Annotated in this window: 16 protein-coding genes and 1 tRNA gene; all 17 read right to left on the bottom strand. The window is 33.7% G+C overall.

The features are described from left to right. Positions 1-45 precede the first annotated feature (45 nt). The gene (gene rnc / locus AAGD90_RS01550) at positions 46-744 is read right to left on the bottom strand and encodes a ribonuclease III (protein ID WP_006279914.1); all 699 of its coding nucleotides are present in this window, start codon (positions 742-744) and stop codon (positions 46-48) included. A 90-nt stretch (positions 745-834) separates the two neighbouring features. Continuing rightward, entirely contained in the window at positions 835-1,902 is a 1,068-nt protein-coding gene (locus tag AAGD90_RS01545) for a quinone-dependent dihydroorotate dehydrogenase (RefSeq protein ID WP_007548704.1), read from the bottom strand. A 121-nt stretch (positions 1,903-2,023) separates the two neighbouring features. Continuing rightward, positions 2,024-2,095: transfer RNA gene (locus AAGD90_RS01540), tRNA-Cys, on the bottom strand. Between the two features lie 5 nt (positions 2,096-2,100). Further along, positions 2,101-2,997 carry a class I fructose-bisphosphate aldolase gene (locus tag AAGD90_RS01535; RefSeq protein ID WP_209473361.1) on the bottom strand — a complete coding sequence of 299 codons (897 nt, stop codon included), beginning with the start codon at positions 2,995-2,997 and terminating at the stop codon, positions 2,101-2,103. 64 nt (positions 2,998-3,061) lie between these two features. Next, a complete protein-coding gene (locus tag AAGD90_RS01530) occupies positions 3,062-5,368 on the bottom strand; it encodes an AAA family ATPase (protein ID WP_341822011.1) in 2,307 nt (768 codons plus the stop codon). Positions 5,369-5,571: 203 nt separating this feature from the next. Next, positions 5,572-6,798 carry a DEAD/DEAH box helicase gene (locus AAGD90_RS01525; RefSeq protein WP_038199603.1) on the bottom strand — a complete coding sequence of 409 codons (1,227 nt, stop codon included), beginning with the start codon at positions 6,796-6,798 and terminating at the stop codon, positions 5,572-5,574. Between the two features lie 35 nt (positions 6,799-6,833). After that, positions 6,834-7,085: a cold-shock protein gene (locus AAGD90_RS01520; RefSeq protein ID WP_006279919.1), complete on the bottom strand. Its 252-nt coding sequence runs from the start codon at positions 7,083-7,085 to the stop codon at positions 6,834-6,836. A 174-nt stretch (positions 7,086-7,259) separates the two neighbouring features. Beyond that, positions 7,260-8,594 (bottom strand): TldD/PmbA family protein, encoded by a 1,335-nt coding sequence (locus AAGD90_RS01515; protein WP_010081974.1) that lies wholly within the window; start codon positions 8,592-8,594, stop codon positions 7,260-7,262. Positions 8,595-8,612: 18 nt separating this feature from the next. Then, a complete protein-coding gene (gene atpG, locus AAGD90_RS01510; protein ID WP_010081973.1) occupies positions 8,613-9,485 on the bottom strand; it encodes an ATP synthase F1 subunit gamma in 873 nt (290 codons plus the stop codon). Positions 9,486-9,683: 198 nt separating this feature from the next. Further along, the gene (locus AAGD90_RS01505; RefSeq protein ID WP_341822010.1) at positions 9,684-10,904 is read right to left on the bottom strand and encodes a heme biosynthesis protein HemY; all 1,221 of its coding nucleotides are present in this window, start codon (positions 10,902-10,904) and stop codon (positions 9,684-9,686) included. Further along, positions 10,901-11,632, bottom strand: coding sequence for a hypothetical protein (locus tag AAGD90_RS01500; protein ID WP_038250643.1), 732 nt, complete (start codon positions 11,630-11,632; stop codon positions 10,901-10,903). Before AAGD90_RS01500 ends, AAGD90_RS01505 begins: the two co-directional genes overlap by 4 nt. Next, positions 11,625-12,854, bottom strand: coding sequence for a lipoprotein-releasing ABC transporter permease subunit (locus AAGD90_RS01495; RefSeq protein WP_341822009.1), 1,230 nt, complete (start codon positions 12,852-12,854; stop codon positions 11,625-11,627). Before AAGD90_RS01495 ends, AAGD90_RS01500 begins: the two co-directional genes overlap by 8 nt. A 280-nt stretch (positions 12,855-13,134) precedes the next feature. Beyond that, on the bottom strand, positions 13,135-14,343 hold the full coding sequence (locus AAGD90_RS01490) for a hypothetical protein (RefSeq protein WP_341822008.1): 1,209 nt from the start codon (positions 14,341-14,343) through the stop codon (positions 13,135-13,137). Positions 14,344-14,471: 128 nt separating this feature from the next. Continuing rightward, positions 14,472-15,764, bottom strand: a complete 1,293-nt coding sequence (locus AAGD90_RS01485; RefSeq protein WP_264329418.1) for a sugar phosphate nucleotidyltransferase — start codon at positions 15,762-15,764, stop codon at positions 14,472-14,474. 112 nt (positions 15,765-15,876) lie between these two features. Further along, on the bottom strand, positions 15,877-17,115 hold the full coding sequence (locus tag AAGD90_RS01480; RefSeq protein ID WP_341822007.1) for a hypothetical protein: 1,239 nt from the start codon (positions 17,113-17,115) through the stop codon (positions 15,877-15,879). Between the two features lie 84 nt (positions 17,116-17,199). Continuing rightward, the gene (gene sdhD, locus AAGD90_RS01475; protein WP_010963113.1) at positions 17,200-17,556 is read right to left on the bottom strand and encodes a succinate dehydrogenase, hydrophobic membrane anchor protein; all 357 of its coding nucleotides are present in this window, start codon (positions 17,554-17,556) and stop codon (positions 17,200-17,202) included. After that, positions 17,553-17,930, bottom strand: a complete 378-nt coding sequence (gene sdhC, locus AAGD90_RS01470; RefSeq protein ID WP_010963112.1) for a succinate dehydrogenase, cytochrome b556 subunit — start codon at positions 17,928-17,930, stop codon at positions 17,553-17,555. Before sdhC ends, sdhD begins: the two co-directional genes overlap by 4 nt. Positions 17,931-17,990: the final 60 nt, after the last annotated feature.

Here is a 17,990-nt window from a genome sequence, read left to right as displayed (position 1 = left end):
AAACGCTATTAGCTTCCTTAAAATTTACATTAATGCCTATTTTGCCTAAACTGAAGCGTCTTTTCCAATTTTTTCTAGCATCAACTCAGCAGCTTTTTGTTCAGCAATCTTTTTACTAGAAGCGCATGCAGAAACTTTACCATAATCTTCTATGCAAACTGATATAGTAAATTCAGGATTGTGCGCTGGTCCAGTTTGTTTTACAAGCTCATACTCTGGTAAAGGCAATTTGTTTTTCTGAGTCCACTCTTGCAGTGAGGTTTTAGGATCTTGAGGGGGGTCAAGCATGCCTTTAGCTAGCTTTTCCCAATATTGGATAATAAATTTTTCAACATTTTCAAGCCCGCCATCAATATAAATTGCACCTATTAGTGCTTCAAGCGAGTTTTCTAAATTTTTTAAGTTACATCTCCCTCCATTGCAGCGTTCACTATTATTCATGATGATAAAGCTGCCTAATTTTATTTCTTTAGCAACATTAGCAATGGTGTTGCCACAAACTAAATCCGTCTTTCTTTTTGCCAATGCTCCTTCTTTTTCTTCAGGAAATAGTTTAAACAGTGTGGCAGATACAACCATATTCAAAACACTATCGCCCAAAAACTCTAGTCTTTCGTAGCTTACAATCTGGTTTTTGCTATTCCTTTTATTTACGCTTGGGTGAGTTAGTGCCTCTTCTAATATTGCATAATTTGTAAATTTATAATCAATGATCTTAGATATTGCATCATTCAAACTCTTCATACCAATTATTTAAAAGAAAAGCACTTTCTACCACCTTTATACCAGAGAATTAGTTTTATTTTATTAAAATAATACCACCAACTTCCAAAATTAATGTATACAACCCACCACCTCACTAATGTTACTAAATCCATCTCTCCTTATTAGTTCTGCAAGTTCTAGATTAATTTTGTTTACAACTTGAGGTCCGTGGTATATGAGAGCAGTGTACAACTGCACCAAAGAAGCTCCTGCCTTTATTTTTTTATATGCATCAGCACCACTTGAGATTCCTCCGCACCCTATCAATAATATTTTGCCCTTAGTAAATTTGTACATATCGCCCAATAACTCGGTTGAAAGTTTAAACAGCGGTTTGCCACTCAACCCACCACTCTCATTATGGTGAGAATGCAGATTATCTCTACTTACCGTAGTGTTGCTTACTGTTAATCCGTCAATCTTATATTCCAACGCAAGCTCAGCGATATTTTCTTTCGTTTGCTGATCTACATCTGGTGAGATTTTTAATATTATTGGTATGGATTTAGAATTATCAATTGATTTTCGGGTTAGAGTTACGGATTTCAACAATTCCGATAATTCTTGCTTATTGTGCAGATTGCGTAAATTAGGCGTGTTTGGGGATGAGATGTTCAGCACTATATAATTGCTCTTTCCATATACTATCTTTATTAAGTCAACATAATCGCTGATTTGGTCCTTTGATGTACTGTTTTTTCCTATGTTGATGCCAAAAATGCAGTCATCAAGCTTGGTTTCACCTATTTGTTTAAGAAAATAGTCTATTCCTTTATTGTTAAATCCCAATCTGTTAATTACCCCTTGATCTTTAATTAACCGAAAAATTCTTGGCTTTTTGTTTCCATATTGTGGATTACGAGTTACAGTACCAGTTTCAATAAACCCAAAACCAAATGAGAGCATAGGCCTTATAACTTCTGCATTCTTGTCAAAACCTGCAGCCAGACCTATGGGGCTTCTGAGCTTATTACCAAAAAAATTCACACTCAAAGATTCTGGTAGCTCTATAGGATTCTTATAAGGCATTTTCTTTAATGCCATAATTGCCAAAGAGTGAGCAACTTCGGGCGGTAGTAAAAATAGTAAATTACGTTTGTAAAACACTTTGCTTATTTTTAGTTTATTTTTTACCATGAAACGCTATAAGAGTATAACCATAACTTGAAAAGAAATTGATTTTACTATGGACAAGCTTTCTCTATAGGTTACACACTTAAAGCTACTGTTAACTTTTACAAGATATAGAGAATGAAAGAGGCCGGGACCGGAATTGAACCGGTATAAAAGGATTTGCAGTCCTCCGCATAAGCCATTCTGCCACCCAGCCGTTTTTTATGTGTAGATATCCATTATATCTTTTAGCATAGATAAAGCCTCCTCCCTTTTGCGTTGAAAAGTGTTACGTCCAATGATTGAACCATTACCGCCACCCTGCTTAATTTCTTTCGCTTCATTGTATATGTTATCTACTTCCTTCGATTCACCACCAGAAAAAACTACTATTCTTTTCCCTGCAAAACAAGACCTTTTAACATATTCAATTCTTTTAGATAATGATTCAATATTTTCTGTTTCTATTTTCTCCCTTTCCAAATATTTAGTTGGAAGTTTTACTTTTATTATATTAGCGCCAAGCAAAGCTGCTATGTGTGCAGCATAGGCAATAACATCAACTGCTGTTTCACCTTCTTTGGAAATCCCTTCACCGCGTGGATAAGACCATAGCACTACTGCAAGCCCGTAAGATTTGGCTTCAGCTATGATTCCACGGGCTTCCTCCATCATATCGAAACACTTAGCAGAACCAGGATATATAGTAAATCCGACAGCTAAGCAGCCCAAACGCAGCGCATCTTTCACAGAAGAGGTTATTGCCTGATCAGAGGTTAGATCCTTTGAATGTAAAGAGTTGGAACTATTAAGTTTCAAAATAAGTGGGAGCATTCCAGCATAAGTTGCAGCACCAGCTTCAATCATACCAAGTGGAGCAGCATATGCACTTACTCCCGAATCAACCGCAAGCTGAAAATGATAATGTGGGTCATAAGCATCAGGGTTAACTTCAAAACTTTTAATTGGACCATGCTCAAATCCTTGATCTACTGGCAGAATCACTAACTTGCCAGTGCCGCCAAGCTTTCCATGCATGAGAATACGAGTAAGATTTGCTTTTACCCCAGGGTTTTCACTTTCGTAGTAGCTTAGGACTTGTTTTACTTTATCACTTATCACTATAATTCAAATTGAATTTAAGTTATAGATTGTAACAAAGATGAAGTTCAATACAAGGATTTTAAACTATATCAAAAGCAATTTTATTTTCTACTTTATTCATATAGATTCTTAATTTCTTTCCTTTTATTAATTTACGATTCAGTATTTCTTCCGCTAAGTAACTTTTTATCTCTTTTTCAATAAGTCTCTCTATCGGACGTGCTCCCATTTCCTTACTATAACCTGTTTGTGCAAGATAAGATTTCACTTCATCTTCTACCAAGCAGTTTATGCCTTTTTGCGTCAGCTGCTTTTTCAGTTCCTGAATAAATTTATCTACAATATGCAGAATTATATCCGCATTTAAGTCAGAAAAAGAAATAATCGCATCAAGACGATTACAAAATTCAGGGCTAAAAACCTGTTCTATCGCTTTTTCACTATCACCAGTGTTAAATTTTTTATGCCCAAAGCCAACAAAACTTTTGCTGCGTTCAGCTGCTCCTGCATTAGTTGTCATAATTAAGATTATATTGGAAAAGTTAACTTTACGTCCGTAAGTGTCTGTAACGCAACCATAATCCATAATTTGTAGCAATATATTATAGATATCGCTATGAGCCTTTTCAATTTCATCAAGCAGCACAACACTATATTGATTATTAGATACAGACTCTGTGAGTAATCCACCCTGATCATAACCTACATATCCAGGAGGAGAACCAATCATCCTTGATATCGTATGAGACTCAATATATTCGGACATATCAAAGCGTATAAGATTCATGCCCATGCTTTCTGCTAATTGTTTTGCTAGCTCGGTTTTACCAACACCGGTTGGCCCTGCAAAAAGATAATTTGCTAAAGGCTTATTGTAATTTCTCAACCCAGATTTAGCAATTTTAATAGAATTAACAAGAGATTCTATTGCCTGCTCTTGGCCAAAAATCACCTTCTCTAGATTAGCTTTTAAAGACTTTACTTTCTGCAAATCATCAGATTCAGATCCGCAAGGCACATTTGTAATTCTAGTAATGGTATTCTTAATATCTCTACTATTTACAATTTTACCCCTGTTTCTTAGCAATTTACAATATGCCCCTGCCTCATCAATAACATCAACCGCTTTATCAGGTAATATTCGCCCAGTAATATACTTATGCGAAAGTTCAGCCGCAGACCTAATGGCATTCTTTGTATAATATACTCCATGATACCCTTCATAGTAGTGCTTTATACCATCTAGTATCTTTATCGTTTCGTTAACAGAAGATTCCTTAACATTAATTTTTTGAAACCTCCTCGCTAATGCTTTATCTTTTTCAAAACTATTGCTGTATTCTCTATATGTAGTTGCACCTATACAACGCAGTGTACCTCTTGCAAGCGCAGGTTTGAGTAGGTTACCTGCATCAAGAAAGCTACCACTTGTAGAACCTGCTCCAATGATAGTGTGTATTTCGTCAATAAAAAGGATAGCACCTGGTTTTGCCTCAATCGCTTTTATTATAGATTTTATTCTCTCTTCAAAATCACCTCTATAGCGTGTCCCTGCAAGGAGTGACCCTAAATCCAAAGCATAAATTATACTGGACCTGAGCGCACTTGGAACACTGTTTTCAATGATTTTGAGTACCAAACCCTCAACTATTGTGGTTTTGCCAACACCTGGATCTCCAACATATAAAGGGTTGTTTTTTCTACGCCTCAATAATATTTCTATAGTGCGATTTAATTCATAATCACGACCAATAACATAATCTATTTTTTTGCTTCTTGCATAGTCATTTAAATTTTTACAATAACTTTGTAGAATTTCCTCATCTTTTAGTAGCTCACCTTTATTTACTGTAGTAGGAGCATCATTATTTTTATCAAGTTTTACTTTATGATTAGTGGTGTATTCATCTATATCGTTAGAGTATTTCATGTTAGATATGTGGTAAATCAAATTGGAATCTTTCGCACTTTGTTTCTGCAATAGATCTTCAACGTATAAATCTTGCCCAGACAAAATTTCTACTAGAACACTTGCTCCATTTATTTCTTTTTTCCCCAAGCTATGAGCCCGTATTATTGCTCTGTGTATTATGCATTGAAACATTGAGCTAGGTTTAACTCCACTGATAATCAATTCAGAACTGCTTTGTAAAAACTCTTTTATATTATTATTATAATCATTAGCCTTAATATTGCATCTTGATAGAATGTTATCCATACTGATGATTTCATCGGCTCTGATATTACATCTTGATAAAACGTAATTTACATCCACGTCTTTAGTTAACGCCAGCAATAAATGTTCTACTTTCGCATATTTAAGATTAAAATTAGAAGCAATGAATAGTGCTCTATTCAAACTTGCCTCTAAGTTTTTGGAAATCATCTCCTATTCTCTTTAAAAGTGGGAACTCATATATAATGAATAGCACACAATTATTAAAAAAATTGAAATCCAGCAGTTCGCTGTAGCCAATTTGAATCCCACTCTGGATCTACGTCATAGCACCGCAATATCTCAGCATAGATTCCGCTAATGAGCAGCGGAATGACGAGTTTTACGCTTATCAAATTGTAGGTAAATCCTATTTAATACGCTTTTTCTAGTACTCTGCTTTTCTTCTTAAATGCATTGATCTTTTTTCTACCGTATTTAGTCTTTAACGTACTTGGCCTTTTAAAGACCTTTTTGCTGTTACGTTTTTTAAATTGCACACTACAATCAAAATTTAGCTCTCCTTCTTTGTCTGCCAGTGCAGGCAGTCTTCTCTTATCTTGAGGTGTAACAAAAGATAGCGCATACCCTTCAGCTCCAGCGCGTGCAGTTCTACCTATACGATGAATATAGTCAGCTTGCGATTGTGGTGCATCATAATTGATAACATGTTGAATGTGGGGAATATCAAGGCCGCGAGAAGCAACATCTGTTGCAACCATGATTTGATTACGGCCACGACGAAAAGAATTAATGACCCTTTCGCGCTTGTGCTGCCTTAAATCACCATGAATTGCTAAAGCGCTATAGTCATCTTTGTGCAATCTGTTAGCTAGCTGATCCGCTCCTCGCTTTGTTTTGACAAAGATAATGATTGATCCTTCGCGCTGACATAGTTGTGTAACAAGCTTTTCATATTTTTCTGATTCTGATGCATAAACAATTTCTTGCTTAATTTTTACAGAAGTTGTAACCTCACAATCAACAGAAATACGTTCTGGTCGATTAAGGTACTTCTCAGCAAGTTTTACTATATCTCCAGGAAGAGTTGCAGAAAACATAAGAGTTTGCCTTATTTTAGGCAAATGCTTCATAATTTCTTCAATCTGAACTCCAAAGCCCATATCAAACATACGATCCGTTTCATCAAGCACAAGAACGCTAACATTGCGAGTAATCAAAGTTTTACGCTCAATATGGTCTATAATACGACCAGGAGTACCTATTACAATTTGTGGTTTTTTCTGAAGCTGATTTAGCTGCCTAAAAATAGGCTCACCACCAATCAACAAAGCGACCCTTAGTGCAGAATTTTGAGATAAGAGTTTTCTTATCTCATTTGTTACCTGATGCGCAAGCTCTCTGGTTGGCACGATGACTAAAGCTGAACCAGTGTTAGGCTCATTCAGCAACTTAGCAACCAACGGAATAGCAAATGCTAAAGTTTTTCCAGTCCCCGTTTGAGCAGATCCGAGAATATCTTTACCTTGTAGCGCTAAGGGAATCGCTTGTATTTGAATCGGAGTTGGGACGAAAAGATTATTTTTATCTAGAGCTTGTCTAAGCGAAGCTGGGAGACCCATCTCATGAAAATTATTCACAATACGTTAATCCTGTTAAAAGACTTCATAATAGATTAATCTTCCAATCTTAAATTTATTGCAGATTTTTTATCTTCTCCGTTTCTACCGCGCTCCTCTTTAACCTCATAACTCACCCTTTCTCCTTTTATTCCCTTCTCTTTATTCTCTCCTTTAAGTGCCTCAGGTCTTATTCCCGAACGTTCCAATGTGCTAATATGTACAAAAACGTCACCCCCTTTACCTTCTGGCTTGATGAAACCATAGCCTTTTTCGGCATTAAACCATTTTACATTACCAAATTCCATTTAAACAACTCCTAAATTATTAACTAACATTACTAATGTGATGAAAAACTTTGAAATTACGATTGAGAATGCTTTAAGCTTAGCTATTGAAACTAAACCTTTATACTCCATAGTCTATTCTTAACATTACATGACAATAATACACAATTGTTGTACTTGATGCAAATAAATTTTTTAATCGTTAAGCGAACCTGCAACCGTCATTTCGCTAACTTTAATCGTTGGTGAATTAAATTGCCCACAAAAAGTTAGATCATCTGCAACGACTAAATTGCTAAACATATCCTTCAAATTGCTAGCAATGGTAATCTCATGTATTGGATACGTTATTTTTCCATTTTCTATAAAAAATCCGGAAGCGCCTTGGCTGTAATCGCCATTGATTAAATTGACACCAAAACCAAATAAATCAGTTACATATATTCCCTCTTTCACTTCCTGAATTAATTCTTCAAACGATACATCACCATTCTCAATGTAGAGGTTACTAGCTGCAGGAATAACTGCAGCATTACTTGCACGAGTTGCACTTCCGGTTGTTTCTGAGTCTAATTTTCTAGCCGAGTATAAGTCTAAAATCCAATTTTGTAATATTCCGTTTTTTACAAATATATTTTTCTTGCTAGTTATCCCTTCTCCATCAAATGGTCTCGATGCTATGCCTCTTGGCAACAATGGATCATCGATAATATTAATTCTATCGTTGAAAATCTGAGCGTTTAAACTACCCCTCAAGAAAGAACTGTTGCTTATAATACTGCTCCCATTTATAGCAGAAGCAAAACTTTTTACTAGCCCTTTTGCTGCTCTTTTTTCAAAAATAACTGGAAATTTACCAGTTTTCATTGTACGTGAATTCAATTGATCAACTGCTCTTTTTGCTGCTTCTTTTCCCATTAACTCTGGCAACTTTAAATCACTAAAATTACATGCTATATCATAATCGTAACCAACCTTCATTTCACTTTCTCTTCCAGCAACAACAGAGACCTGATTAGCAAAGGTTGATTTACTAAACGAGCCAATAAAACCAGAAACAGTCGATAATACTGTATTCACTAAAGCGTATGAAGAAGAGGCTCCTTCAGAATTAGTGATACTCTTATGTGCAAGGGCTGAATTTTCTGCAGCTTCAGCAATTTCTTTTAGGTTATCAACGGTTACAACATTATTATCTGAGATACTTAAATCTGCAGAAGAGATATAATTACTACCATTTACAGCAAAATTAATGCAAGGATCTTCTGGCGCATTCTTTGCCATTTCTACCACTTGGCTTACTGTATCACTCAGATTATTCAAATCGTTTGTAGAAATATACGCAGCTTTGTTTTTACCTGCTATAGCTCTGATTCCTACAGTGCAATTTTTAGATTGTGATATTTGCTCAATTTTTGATAGACGCTGAGAAACTGAAGTCTTATTAGTTTCATATATTGTAACTTCCGCATCTTGATTTTGCTTTTTTATTAGTTTAGTAATATCTGCTGCAATATTTAATATATTCATTTTCTATTCCTTAGATTTCTATAAAGATTCTGCACCACCTATAACTTCAATTAAATCAGTCGTAATCGCTGCTTGACGAGAACGATTATAAAGCAATGCTAATTTGTTCAGTATCTCTTTAGTGTTTCTGTTTGCTGATTCCATAGCAACCATTCTAGCACTATTCTCACTCGTTGCACTTTCAAGTAAAGCAGAGTAAAGAGCAATTACAACGTAATCTTGAACCAAAGATTTTAAAATAAATTCAATATTTTGTGGTTCATACTCATAGCCGTAATCTGTTGTTGGACCAGCCAGAGAGCTATCAATCAAGGATGAGTCTTTACTCCATGGTTTTATTGTTTCCAACATTGGTTTTTGCGTGAAGGTATTATAGAATTTACTATAAAAAACTTTAACTTTATCGTATTTACTTAAATCTATACCATCAACCAAAGCTTCTACGTGCTTTAACGTGATTCCCTTACTATTTTCAATTTTTAAGATACTTTTAGAGTCAAATCTATTTTTACCTACATCAAAAGCTTTTTTACCAAGAAATACAATATCTACTTTTTTGCCATTTGCGATTGACTTATTTACACGCTCTTGACTAAATTTGACAATAGAAGAGTTAAAGTTGCCGCACAAGCCACGATCAGACGCAATAATGAATACTAGGTAAGAACCGTCGTTACTGACATTTAGAATTTTTGCCAGTAATTCTTGATCAACTGATAGCATTAATGAAAAAATAATGTTATGCAGCTTAGATACATATAATTTTGAATTTAATAACTTCTTTTGGCTTTGTAACAACTTTGCTGCAGAAACCATTTGCATTATTTTCGTGGTTTTCTGTACAGACCTAATATTCTTAATTCTTAAGGATAATTCCTTTAAGCTCTTCATTTTGTATACAACCCTGATTTATTAAAATATATAACTGTTAGTGTCTAAAAGCAAGTTTTTTTGACATTAAAACCAAGTCTAGCTAAGAAACTTGCAGGTTTATTGTTTGGAGATAAGGATTATATTAAGAAAGTGCTCTAACTTCAGCAATATCAATGTGAAAGTAGCCTAATGGTAATTTCTACACTTTGTGGAATTTTATAATATATAATAAACACAATTAAAACTATTACAACTTGAACACTTATGATCCCATTGTTCTAGTTCCCTGTTACAATTTTTACATTTCCAGCCTGGATCAGGCAAAGCTTCTGAGCCCATCTTGTTTAGCCAATAAATTACCTTGTCGTGTTCTTGCAATGTAACCTTGAGTTGTATTACAATAAAGTAGATTGACATGTAATTAGCTTTTTTCATAGCAGTGTCTAAATATTGACTTGCAGGATCATATTTACCTGAACTCATTGAGGACAAAGCAAGTAAACAGTAACTAAAATAATAATCAGGGCGTAAGTTGTATAGTCTTTCAGCACCTTTACTATTTAAATTGATGTACATTTTAGCTGACTGAGGAGTAGGATTTACTGTATACTCTGCCTCTAGCACTGCAGAAGCTTTTCTGATTTTTCCAAGTTTAATATATAATTCTGCCTTTAAATAATTGATGGGCTGAAAAATTGCACTATAACGTTGTGCTCTAAATAAAGACTTTATAGCCTCCTTAAAATTTCCTTTACCTTCATATTGCTTCGCTAAAGCGCAATAAAACACTGCAAACATTTCTTTATGATCAAAGGGGAGAAAAATATTGGACTTAACTGCTTCCTTCAACCTCAAAATTGCATTAATCCAATCTTCTTTCAATATGCAATGCTCTATTTGAAAGGGAATAGATAGCATTTTATCGTTAATTGAACTAGAGCAATATTCTATAAATTTTTGAAAGACTACTTTTTCTTGTTTGAGGTGGACAATCAGCTTATTGGCTAGAAGTAGAGCTAAGTTACGATTTTTATTTGCAATATTTGTTAAACCGTTACTGAAAAAGCTGTAATTTCCCGTCTTACCTGAGTTAAAGAGCTTTATTAAAGACAACCTATCGCTCTCCTCACTCAGACTTTTAACTAGCTTTTGGGCATTCTCTATATTGTCTAAGTCTATGCTAAAGAAAGCTTCAAAGAGAAGCAATTCTTCCCTATCCCTTCTTCTATTTCTTATGTTGGCAAATGTTGATGAAATGGAGGAAAAAAAGCGTACAAGTGTAATTAATAAAAATAATAAAACTACACAAGTAAAAATAATGAAATATAGATCAATACTTATAGTGTAATTGCCTAATTCCAATTTTATTACTTCACCACTTACCTTGACCCATATACCAAATAAAAACGAAAAAGCGAAAATTATAAAATAAATCATGAGATATATTGTAATAAGTGATGATATATTGTTGAAATATTCTTAGAAGCTACAATAAAACCATTCAATTTATTCAGCCATGGCTTGAATTCTGAATGCGTTAAATTGCTTACTGTAACAGTTATATTTTGCCAATCATTATCATTTATTGACTCCTCAATTTCTGCGAATTTTACTCTTAATGGATCATTTCGGTCGTCTACCTTTATCCAGTTTGAAATGATTTTTTTAGACAATGTACTTTTGTTGTAATCGATAGTATCAATAGTTTTTTCAAAAGATAACTTCAATTCGTGTAAGGTATTTATCTCTTTCAAATTTTCTAATTCATCTACTGCATTTTCTATCTCTGGATCGTCAAGCTCTGATATCAAAGGCTTTATTGAATTTATATGGTTATCAAATTTTGCTTCTCGCAATAACGAATTCTTCATTTTAACCACAAGTAATAGCAATTTTGCAAGGTTCTTACATCTTGAGTTATTATCACCTTGCTCACATTGAGTATGCTGACTTCTCTTGAGGTCAAATATCTTTTTTTCTATTCTAGATTGATTAACTTCAAGCAACATTCTAAATTCATCCATGTTTTCCGTTAAAGCTTTCACATTGTTTTCACTCTCTTGCTGATTTATTTTTAAAAAGATTATGTTATTTATTGTGATGTAACCGGTAAATAACAATACAATTAAGAACCAACCTATGTACTTTTGCTGAGTATCATTCATAACGTAGTATCTCCGCAGGATCTTGTCCAGCTGCCTGCAACGCAGGAGCAATTGTCGCTAAAAATGATAAGAGTAACGCAAGTGCAGAAATATTTACTACGTCTTGGGGTACTAATATCACTGGCAAACTTGAAAAAAAGTATATCATAGGATCAAACAGCTTGACGTTAGTAATGTTTTCTAAAAACACTCTAATGCTTTCGATATTGAGAGAAAAAACGACACCTATAATACAGCCAAGACAAGTTCCCGTAAAACCGATTAATAGACCACAAGCGCAAAATATACGCATAATGCTTCCACTTGTTGCACCAAATGTACGCATAATTGCAATCGCGGATTTCTTTTCTTGCACTATCATCATTAAATTTGAGATAATATTAAACGCTGCTACAACTATAATCAAAGTGAGAATTAAAAACATCACATTTCTTTCAGTTTTTAAAGCACTAAAATAATGGCTTTGCTGTGATTGCCAACTTTCAGCTTCCATTCCTATTTCTTTTTCTATAGCATCTGCCAGCTTATCAGCTCTAGTAACGTCGTCTACAAGTACTTCTATATTTTTTATGCTATTTTTATAATTAAAAAAGGCTTGTGCTGATTTTAGAGGCATATATATCAAGGTATTATCATACTCAAACATACCCATATCAAATATTGCTATAACTTTATATTTTTTCATTCGCGGCATTTCACCAAGCAATGCATCAAATTCTTCAGATGATATAAACGTAATTTCGTCGCCATAGTCAATGTTCAAAACTTCTGCTAAGCGTGCTCCTATTATTATCCCTTCATCAAATTTTTTTACATCACCTATAATTACATTATTTGTAACGGCAGTACTATCAAGCAAATCTTTAGTTGACACACCTCGCACTACGCTACCTGCAATTTTACCATTTGCTACAATAATAACTTGATCATTGGTCATAGGAGTAGCTTTTAATATACCAGGAATTCTCTCAATAGATTTTGAAACTGCGTAGTAATCTGAATTTATGTTCCTATCAAAATAAACGTTAATATGGCCATCAATGCCAAGTATTGAGTCAAGCAACTTTGCTCTGAATCCGTTCATCACAGACATCACCACTATTAGTGTTGCAACTCCAAGGGCAATGCCGATAATAGAGAACAAAGTCATTATAGAGCAAAATCTGGCATTTCTTGCTCGCAAATAGCAAGCAGCCATAGTAATTTCAAAGGCAATGGACATTACAAAATATTTTGAGGTTAGACATTATATTTTTGAAACTTCGTATAATTGTAGACTTTTCTTTATTTAAAAACTAGAGATTTTTGCTTCCTTAAATTTAGCAGACTTATAGAGTATCTTTAACATTAGAATTTCAAAATCTTCCATATACATCATCCAACCTCACTATATCATTATCAGATAAATGCTCTCCTATCTGAAATTCAACTATTTCAAGTGGAGAGCTTGTGCTTTTATAACATAGAAAAAATCAAGAATATTATTGGGTTTATTCAATAAGTTATAATTCTTTCCTTCCATAATTTTCAAATTGTACAACTAGTTGCTTTACATTTACATCTGTGAGAAGAGCATTTTTGCTAACATGAGGTCTCGGATCAGATTTTGCTGATAAGGGATTCATCTGAGATATTTCATCCCTCATTGGAAATAAGCGAGATTGGGAAGCAACTTTTGGTGATGGCCTAGTTTTTTTCTCCACATCTATATTCACTTGTGCAACAGGAGGGGTCCTGCTTTCAATAGTTTGCGCATTAGGACTTTCTTTTGCTTGATTTTGTTTGAATTTTTTTCTTATCTCTTGTACTTTAATATCGATATTATAATTAATTTCTTTTTCCATAGAAGATACTACCATTTCTAGCTTTGTGCTTGATTTTTGATCAGTATGACCTAACTTTTTAAGTTTTAGTGGTAATTCAGGTTTATCTTTAGTTGATTTAGGAACAGTTCCTACTACTTTTGGTTTTTGTCTAACTTCTTGACCAGCAGTAAACATTTTTTTTGGCAATGGGGGTGCTATTGATGGTTTTGGCAATATTGGAGGTTTAGATTGTTGTTTTTGTTTAAGTTCTCTTTTTGCTTCCATATGTTCTTTAGGAACTGTTACATAAATTAGCTCTTCTCTAGGCGATTTTGAACTTTGTGAATTTTCTGTTAAAATTTTACTCTTCTTCTCTTGATAATTTGATATCTCTTTGTATCCAGGCTTTTCATCTAATGAATTTCCATGGCCTGAATCATTATAATTAACTTCTACTTGTCTATCTTCTTTTAGAAAACTGCGTTCTGGCTTTTCTGGAGCTATTGCAATATTTCCTCTTTCAACTTGCTCCAAACCTGAAATTTTACGATAAGCCTCTAGATATTCAAAGATTGTCATTGAAGTAGGAGGAGGTAATTTATCAATAAAACTACTTATATTCTTAACTGGAACATTTCTTCCCGAGATTCTATTCAATATTTCCTTTAATATCTTAAGACCTGATGGCTTTCCATTCATCGATTTTACATAATCAATTGAGTCACTACGTATAACAAACTTAGCTACACCTTCTGCCTTATCTGTAAAACGCTTTAATGCCTGAGATAAATCCCTTACCGTTTTATTATAATGTCTAATAGTTACTAACTCATCTCTTGCTTTTATAGCTTCTTTAAGGAAACCGAGATTTTCTCTATAATTGTCACTTTTAAATGGATCCTTCATATTAATTACAACTCATTATTTATTAAAATATGGGTATAGGTTTAAAATATTAAGATTTAGTAAATATTATTTTTTACATAAAGCAGCTATACCCATATTATAAATTGCCAACAAATGCATTTATGGCGTTACCATATTCTTCCATATACATCATCCAATCTCACTATATCATTATCAGATAAATGCTCTCCTATCTGAAATTCAACTATTTCAAGTGGAAAGCTTGTGCTTCTATTTTCAATCCTATGGGAAACTTCCCTTGGGATTTCTATCATATGGTCCTTTGCTATAGCATATTCTTTGTCTTCTAAACTAACATATCCAACTCCTGATAGCACTATATGGTATTCATCTCTATAGTGATGGAATTGCTTAGAAGTGCAGCTTAATGGATTGATAAAAAGATATTTTATAAGAAAATTTTCGCTCATTAAAATTATACTACAAAATCCCCATGGTTTAACTTCTTTCCTTATCACCTTTACTTTCTTAACTTTATGAATAAATGAAATTAGACTTTTGTTTGGTTGCTTACAAGCTCCACTCAATAAATTTTTATTACTTTCTGTCGTTGAAACTGGTTCTTTTTCTCTAATCACATGCTGAAATGATGCCGGTTCTTTACTAAACTTCTCACTCAATTCTAAAACTGAATTCCAAGTTCCAACATCCAACCAATCGAAATTAGCTTCTATCATTGCAACGTTTTTTGCTTTCTCCATCACCAAGTAATCAATGGATATGCCTTCAATTCCTGCAAAATCTCGTTGTTTTAAATACAGAAATCTCTCTTGCGGTGTGAAATATTTAAAACATAAATTGTAAAGATTCGGGGCAGATTTTTTAATCTCATCTATGTAGCGTTTTGCTTTAAACACAAATATTCCAGAGTTCCAATAATGATCGTTACTTAACTTACGCTCGGGCTTTTCTGTAAAATCTTTCACTATATGACATTTTTCTTTCTGATCATATACTGCATTTATATAGCCGTATTCAGAATTGAATTCATGAGGCTTAACCCCAAAAGTGACTATAGAGTTAGTTTCAGAGGCTAACTTAGACGCTTTTTGAGTAGAAGCATAAAAACTATTCAAATCACCTATAAAATGGTCTGAAGGCAGAATTAACATTGTCTCGTTTTCATTGCAGAGAAGTGCAGCAATTAATATTGCCGCTGCTGTTCCAATTTTCACTGGTTCGAAAATCACTTTATATTCTTGCAGTGCATGCAATTCCTCCATCACTAATGACTCGTACTGTATATTTGTAGCAATTATGGGCGGCATATAATCGCTTTTTAGCCTCAACAAAGTGTTGTGAAACATAGTGTTCTGACTAAATATTTTCTGAAATTGCTTTGGCTTAGATAAAGGCCAAAGTCTGCTACCACTACCACCACACAATATTACAGGGCGCATTTAGTTAAGATATTAATTAAATAATTAATATCTTATACTGAGGGCAAAATACATGCAAGTTTTTGTTGTGGAATAGTTAATAAAGAAAGTAAATGTTGATTTAAAGTAATTGCTAATGAGAGTGATCATGTGTAGCGCCTTGCCCTTGCTGTGAATTTCTTCTATTTTGTAATTCCTCAACATGACCTTTTCTTTTATCACTTAATATTTCATTACCCTTATTTTGTTCTTCCTCAGGACTCTTTAGTATTTCATTACTCTTGCTAACTTCTTTATCATCCCCTTGTTTCTTTGGCCTTCTAGCGTTAAGCTCATCCCATGTGCCCACTAGTGAATCACGATTCCCATGATCCGGCTTTAGCCTTTCTTCACCTTTAATAACATTAAAGTCACTTTTTGCTTCTTCCAAACATCCTTTCAGTTGGTGTTTCCACATGGTGTAGTAAGCATCACCATATTTTTTCTCATTTGCTACAAACAATAAAATTGGAGCCTTAAGTATGGTAGCTCCCATATCCACTAAATTTTTTACTGCCATTGCAGGAGTAAATAAAAGATAACCAAAAGACTTTGCAATTGGGTTTTGTTCGCTTATTAAATGCTCCCCTAACTTTATAGGAAGAGAAGTCAACAATTTAGTACAAACTTTAGCTAAACTTGTAGCAAAAACGATAGGAACAGATATAAGACTTTTATCTAGCTCTAGATTACCATTCTGATCTCTAATTTCTGAAAAATGGGTGCTTAGCTTCTTGTAATCACTAGTGTATAATAATTCTCCATTTCTTCCTTTTTCATCAACAACTTCCTGAACTTTACCTTCTTTATTTTTTACCTCTTTAGTTAGCACAGAAGAATTAGTTAATTCAAATGGATATTGAGGATCCTTAGTTTTTTCAGCTTCAAAAATTGGCACGTGTTTTTTCAAATCCATTCTCGAAAAGCCTAATGGCTCAAAATATGACTTATGCAACTCATTTATCGGAATTTGCTTACCCTGATTGTCTGTATAATTGATAGTAAAATAAGATCTATCATTATCTTTATCTTTGGTAACTAAAGATAATCTGAAACTTGGTTGTTCTCCATTCTCATCTTTTTGACCATACAAAAGTTTATAGGTTGGATTTTTATCTTTATCTAGTATAGCATTTCCATGCATATCCCTGTTTTCTATGATTTTAGCAGACTGTACAATTTGATCATAATTTTTTGGATACTGGCATTTCCTTCCATCATACATCATTACCTTTCTAAGGTCTTCGACGTAAACTTGAGATTCAGGTGAAGTAAGCAGACCTTTTGTTTTAAGTGTAAGATCTATTGCTCCCTTTTTTAATGCTTCAAACATATTGTCAAACCAAAATCGCTATAATGCTATAGTTCAATAATAAAACTAGTACACTAATAATATATTAACACAGCACCGGTGATTTTACAAGAAAATATGCCTGTAGAAGATAAAGATTGTAAAAGCGAGGGTTATATAAGTAATGCTTGATAAGTACTTTATGCATGTAATTGTAAAAATCCTCAAAGGTACGCTGTGTATATAATCTTCGCATACTACCTGCATTCCAAGAACTGCGTGCCAAAAAATGCAAAACAACAATACAACAAAAAATAAAAGCTCTAGAGGGTGATTAATAAATTTTTCACTAAAAGACAAAGAGCTATCAGTATAAAATGTGCAAGAAAATGAATAGATAAACCAAGGAAACAGGAACAGTAAAATTACCGCAGAAACACGCTGAACCCACCAATGATGTACTGAATTTCCAGACTGACTCATATAAACATAAATAAAAAAGCCATAGTAGAAAGAAGTAGCGTTACTGTCAGCAGTATAGCACTCCTTGAAACGCCAGTAATTTCTAAATTAAGCCCAACATCCCACAATAAATGACGAATACCATTAAGAAAATGATATACAAAACTTATAAAACATAAGACATAAGCTAATTTAGCAACAGGAGTGAATAATAATGCATTTAAGTACCTTACTATAAGTAACTCAGGAAAGTAAACATGTAATATGAAATACCAAGAAAGTATCATTAATAAAAGGAATAGCAAGATACCAGTCAATCTATGCATAATAGAGAAAAAACTAGTAACTTGTACTTTATATATTTGTAAATGTGGAGAAAGAGGTCTATCACTCATAAAATTCCGTTATCGGGAAATTAAAATAAAGTAGAAGTAAAGACAGCAGTATAGCACATA

It is taken from the genome of Wolbachia endosymbiont (group A) of Ischnus inquisitorius (assembly GCF_964026985.1).
In the GTDB taxonomy this organism is placed as follows: Bacteria; Pseudomonadota; Alphaproteobacteria; order Rickettsiales; family Anaplasmataceae; genus Wolbachia; species Wolbachia pipientis.
Note: the sequence above shows the minus strand (reverse complement) of the source record. Positions and strands in the feature narration are given on the sequence as shown.

Excerpts from the sequence above, each read along its gene's own strand:
- rnc (WP_006279914.1), bottom strand. The coding sequence starts at position 744 with ATGAAGAGTTTGAATGATGCAATATCTAAGATCATTGATTATAAATTT.
- AAGD90_RS01545 (WP_007548704.1), bottom strand. The coding sequence starts at position 1,902 with ATGGTAAAAAATAAACTAAAAATAAGCAAAGTGTTTTACAAACGTAAT.
- AAGD90_RS01530 (WP_341822011.1), bottom strand. The coding sequence starts at position 5,368 with ATGATTTCCAAAAACTTAGAGGCAAGTTTGAATAGAGCACTATTCATT.
- AAGD90_RS01520 (WP_006279919.1), bottom strand. The coding sequence starts at position 7,085 with ATGGAATTTGGTAATGTAAAATGGTTTAATGCCGAAAAAGGCTATGGT.
- AAGD90_RS01515 (WP_010081974.1), bottom strand. The coding sequence starts at position 8,594 with ATGAATATATTAAATATTGCAGCAGATATTACTAAACTAATAAAAAAG.
- atpG (WP_010081973.1), bottom strand. The coding sequence starts at position 9,485 with ATGAAGAGCTTAAAGGAATTATCCTTAAGAATTAAGAATATTAGGTCT.
- AAGD90_RS01505 (WP_341822010.1), bottom strand. The coding sequence starts at position 10,904 with ATGATTTATTTTATAATTTTCGCTTTTTCGTTTTTATTTGGTATATGG.
- AAGD90_RS01500 (WP_038250643.1), bottom strand. The coding sequence starts at position 11,632 with ATGAATGATACTCAGCAAAAGTACATAGGTTGGTTCTTAATTGTATTG.
- AAGD90_RS01495 (WP_341822009.1), bottom strand. The coding sequence starts at position 12,854 with ATGTCCATTGCCTTTGAAATTACTATGGCTGCTTGCTATTTGCGAGCA.
- AAGD90_RS01490 (WP_341822008.1), bottom strand. The coding sequence starts at position 14,343 with ATGAAGGATCCATTTAAAAGTGACAATTATAGAGAAAATCTCGGTTTC.
- AAGD90_RS01485 (WP_264329418.1), bottom strand. The coding sequence starts at position 15,764 with ATGCGCCCTGTAATATTGTGTGGTGGTAGTGGTAGCAGACTTTGGCCT.
- AAGD90_RS01480 (WP_341822007.1), bottom strand. The coding sequence starts at position 17,115 with ATGTTTGAAGCATTAAAAAAGGGAGCAATAGATCTTACACTTAAAACA.
- sdhD (WP_010963113.1), bottom strand. The coding sequence starts at position 17,556 with ATGAGTCAGTCTGGAAATTCAGTACATCATTGGTGGGTTCAGCGTGTT.
- sdhC (WP_010963112.1), bottom strand. The coding sequence starts at position 17,930 with ATGAGTGATAGACCTCTTTCTCCACATTTACAAATATATAAAGTACAA.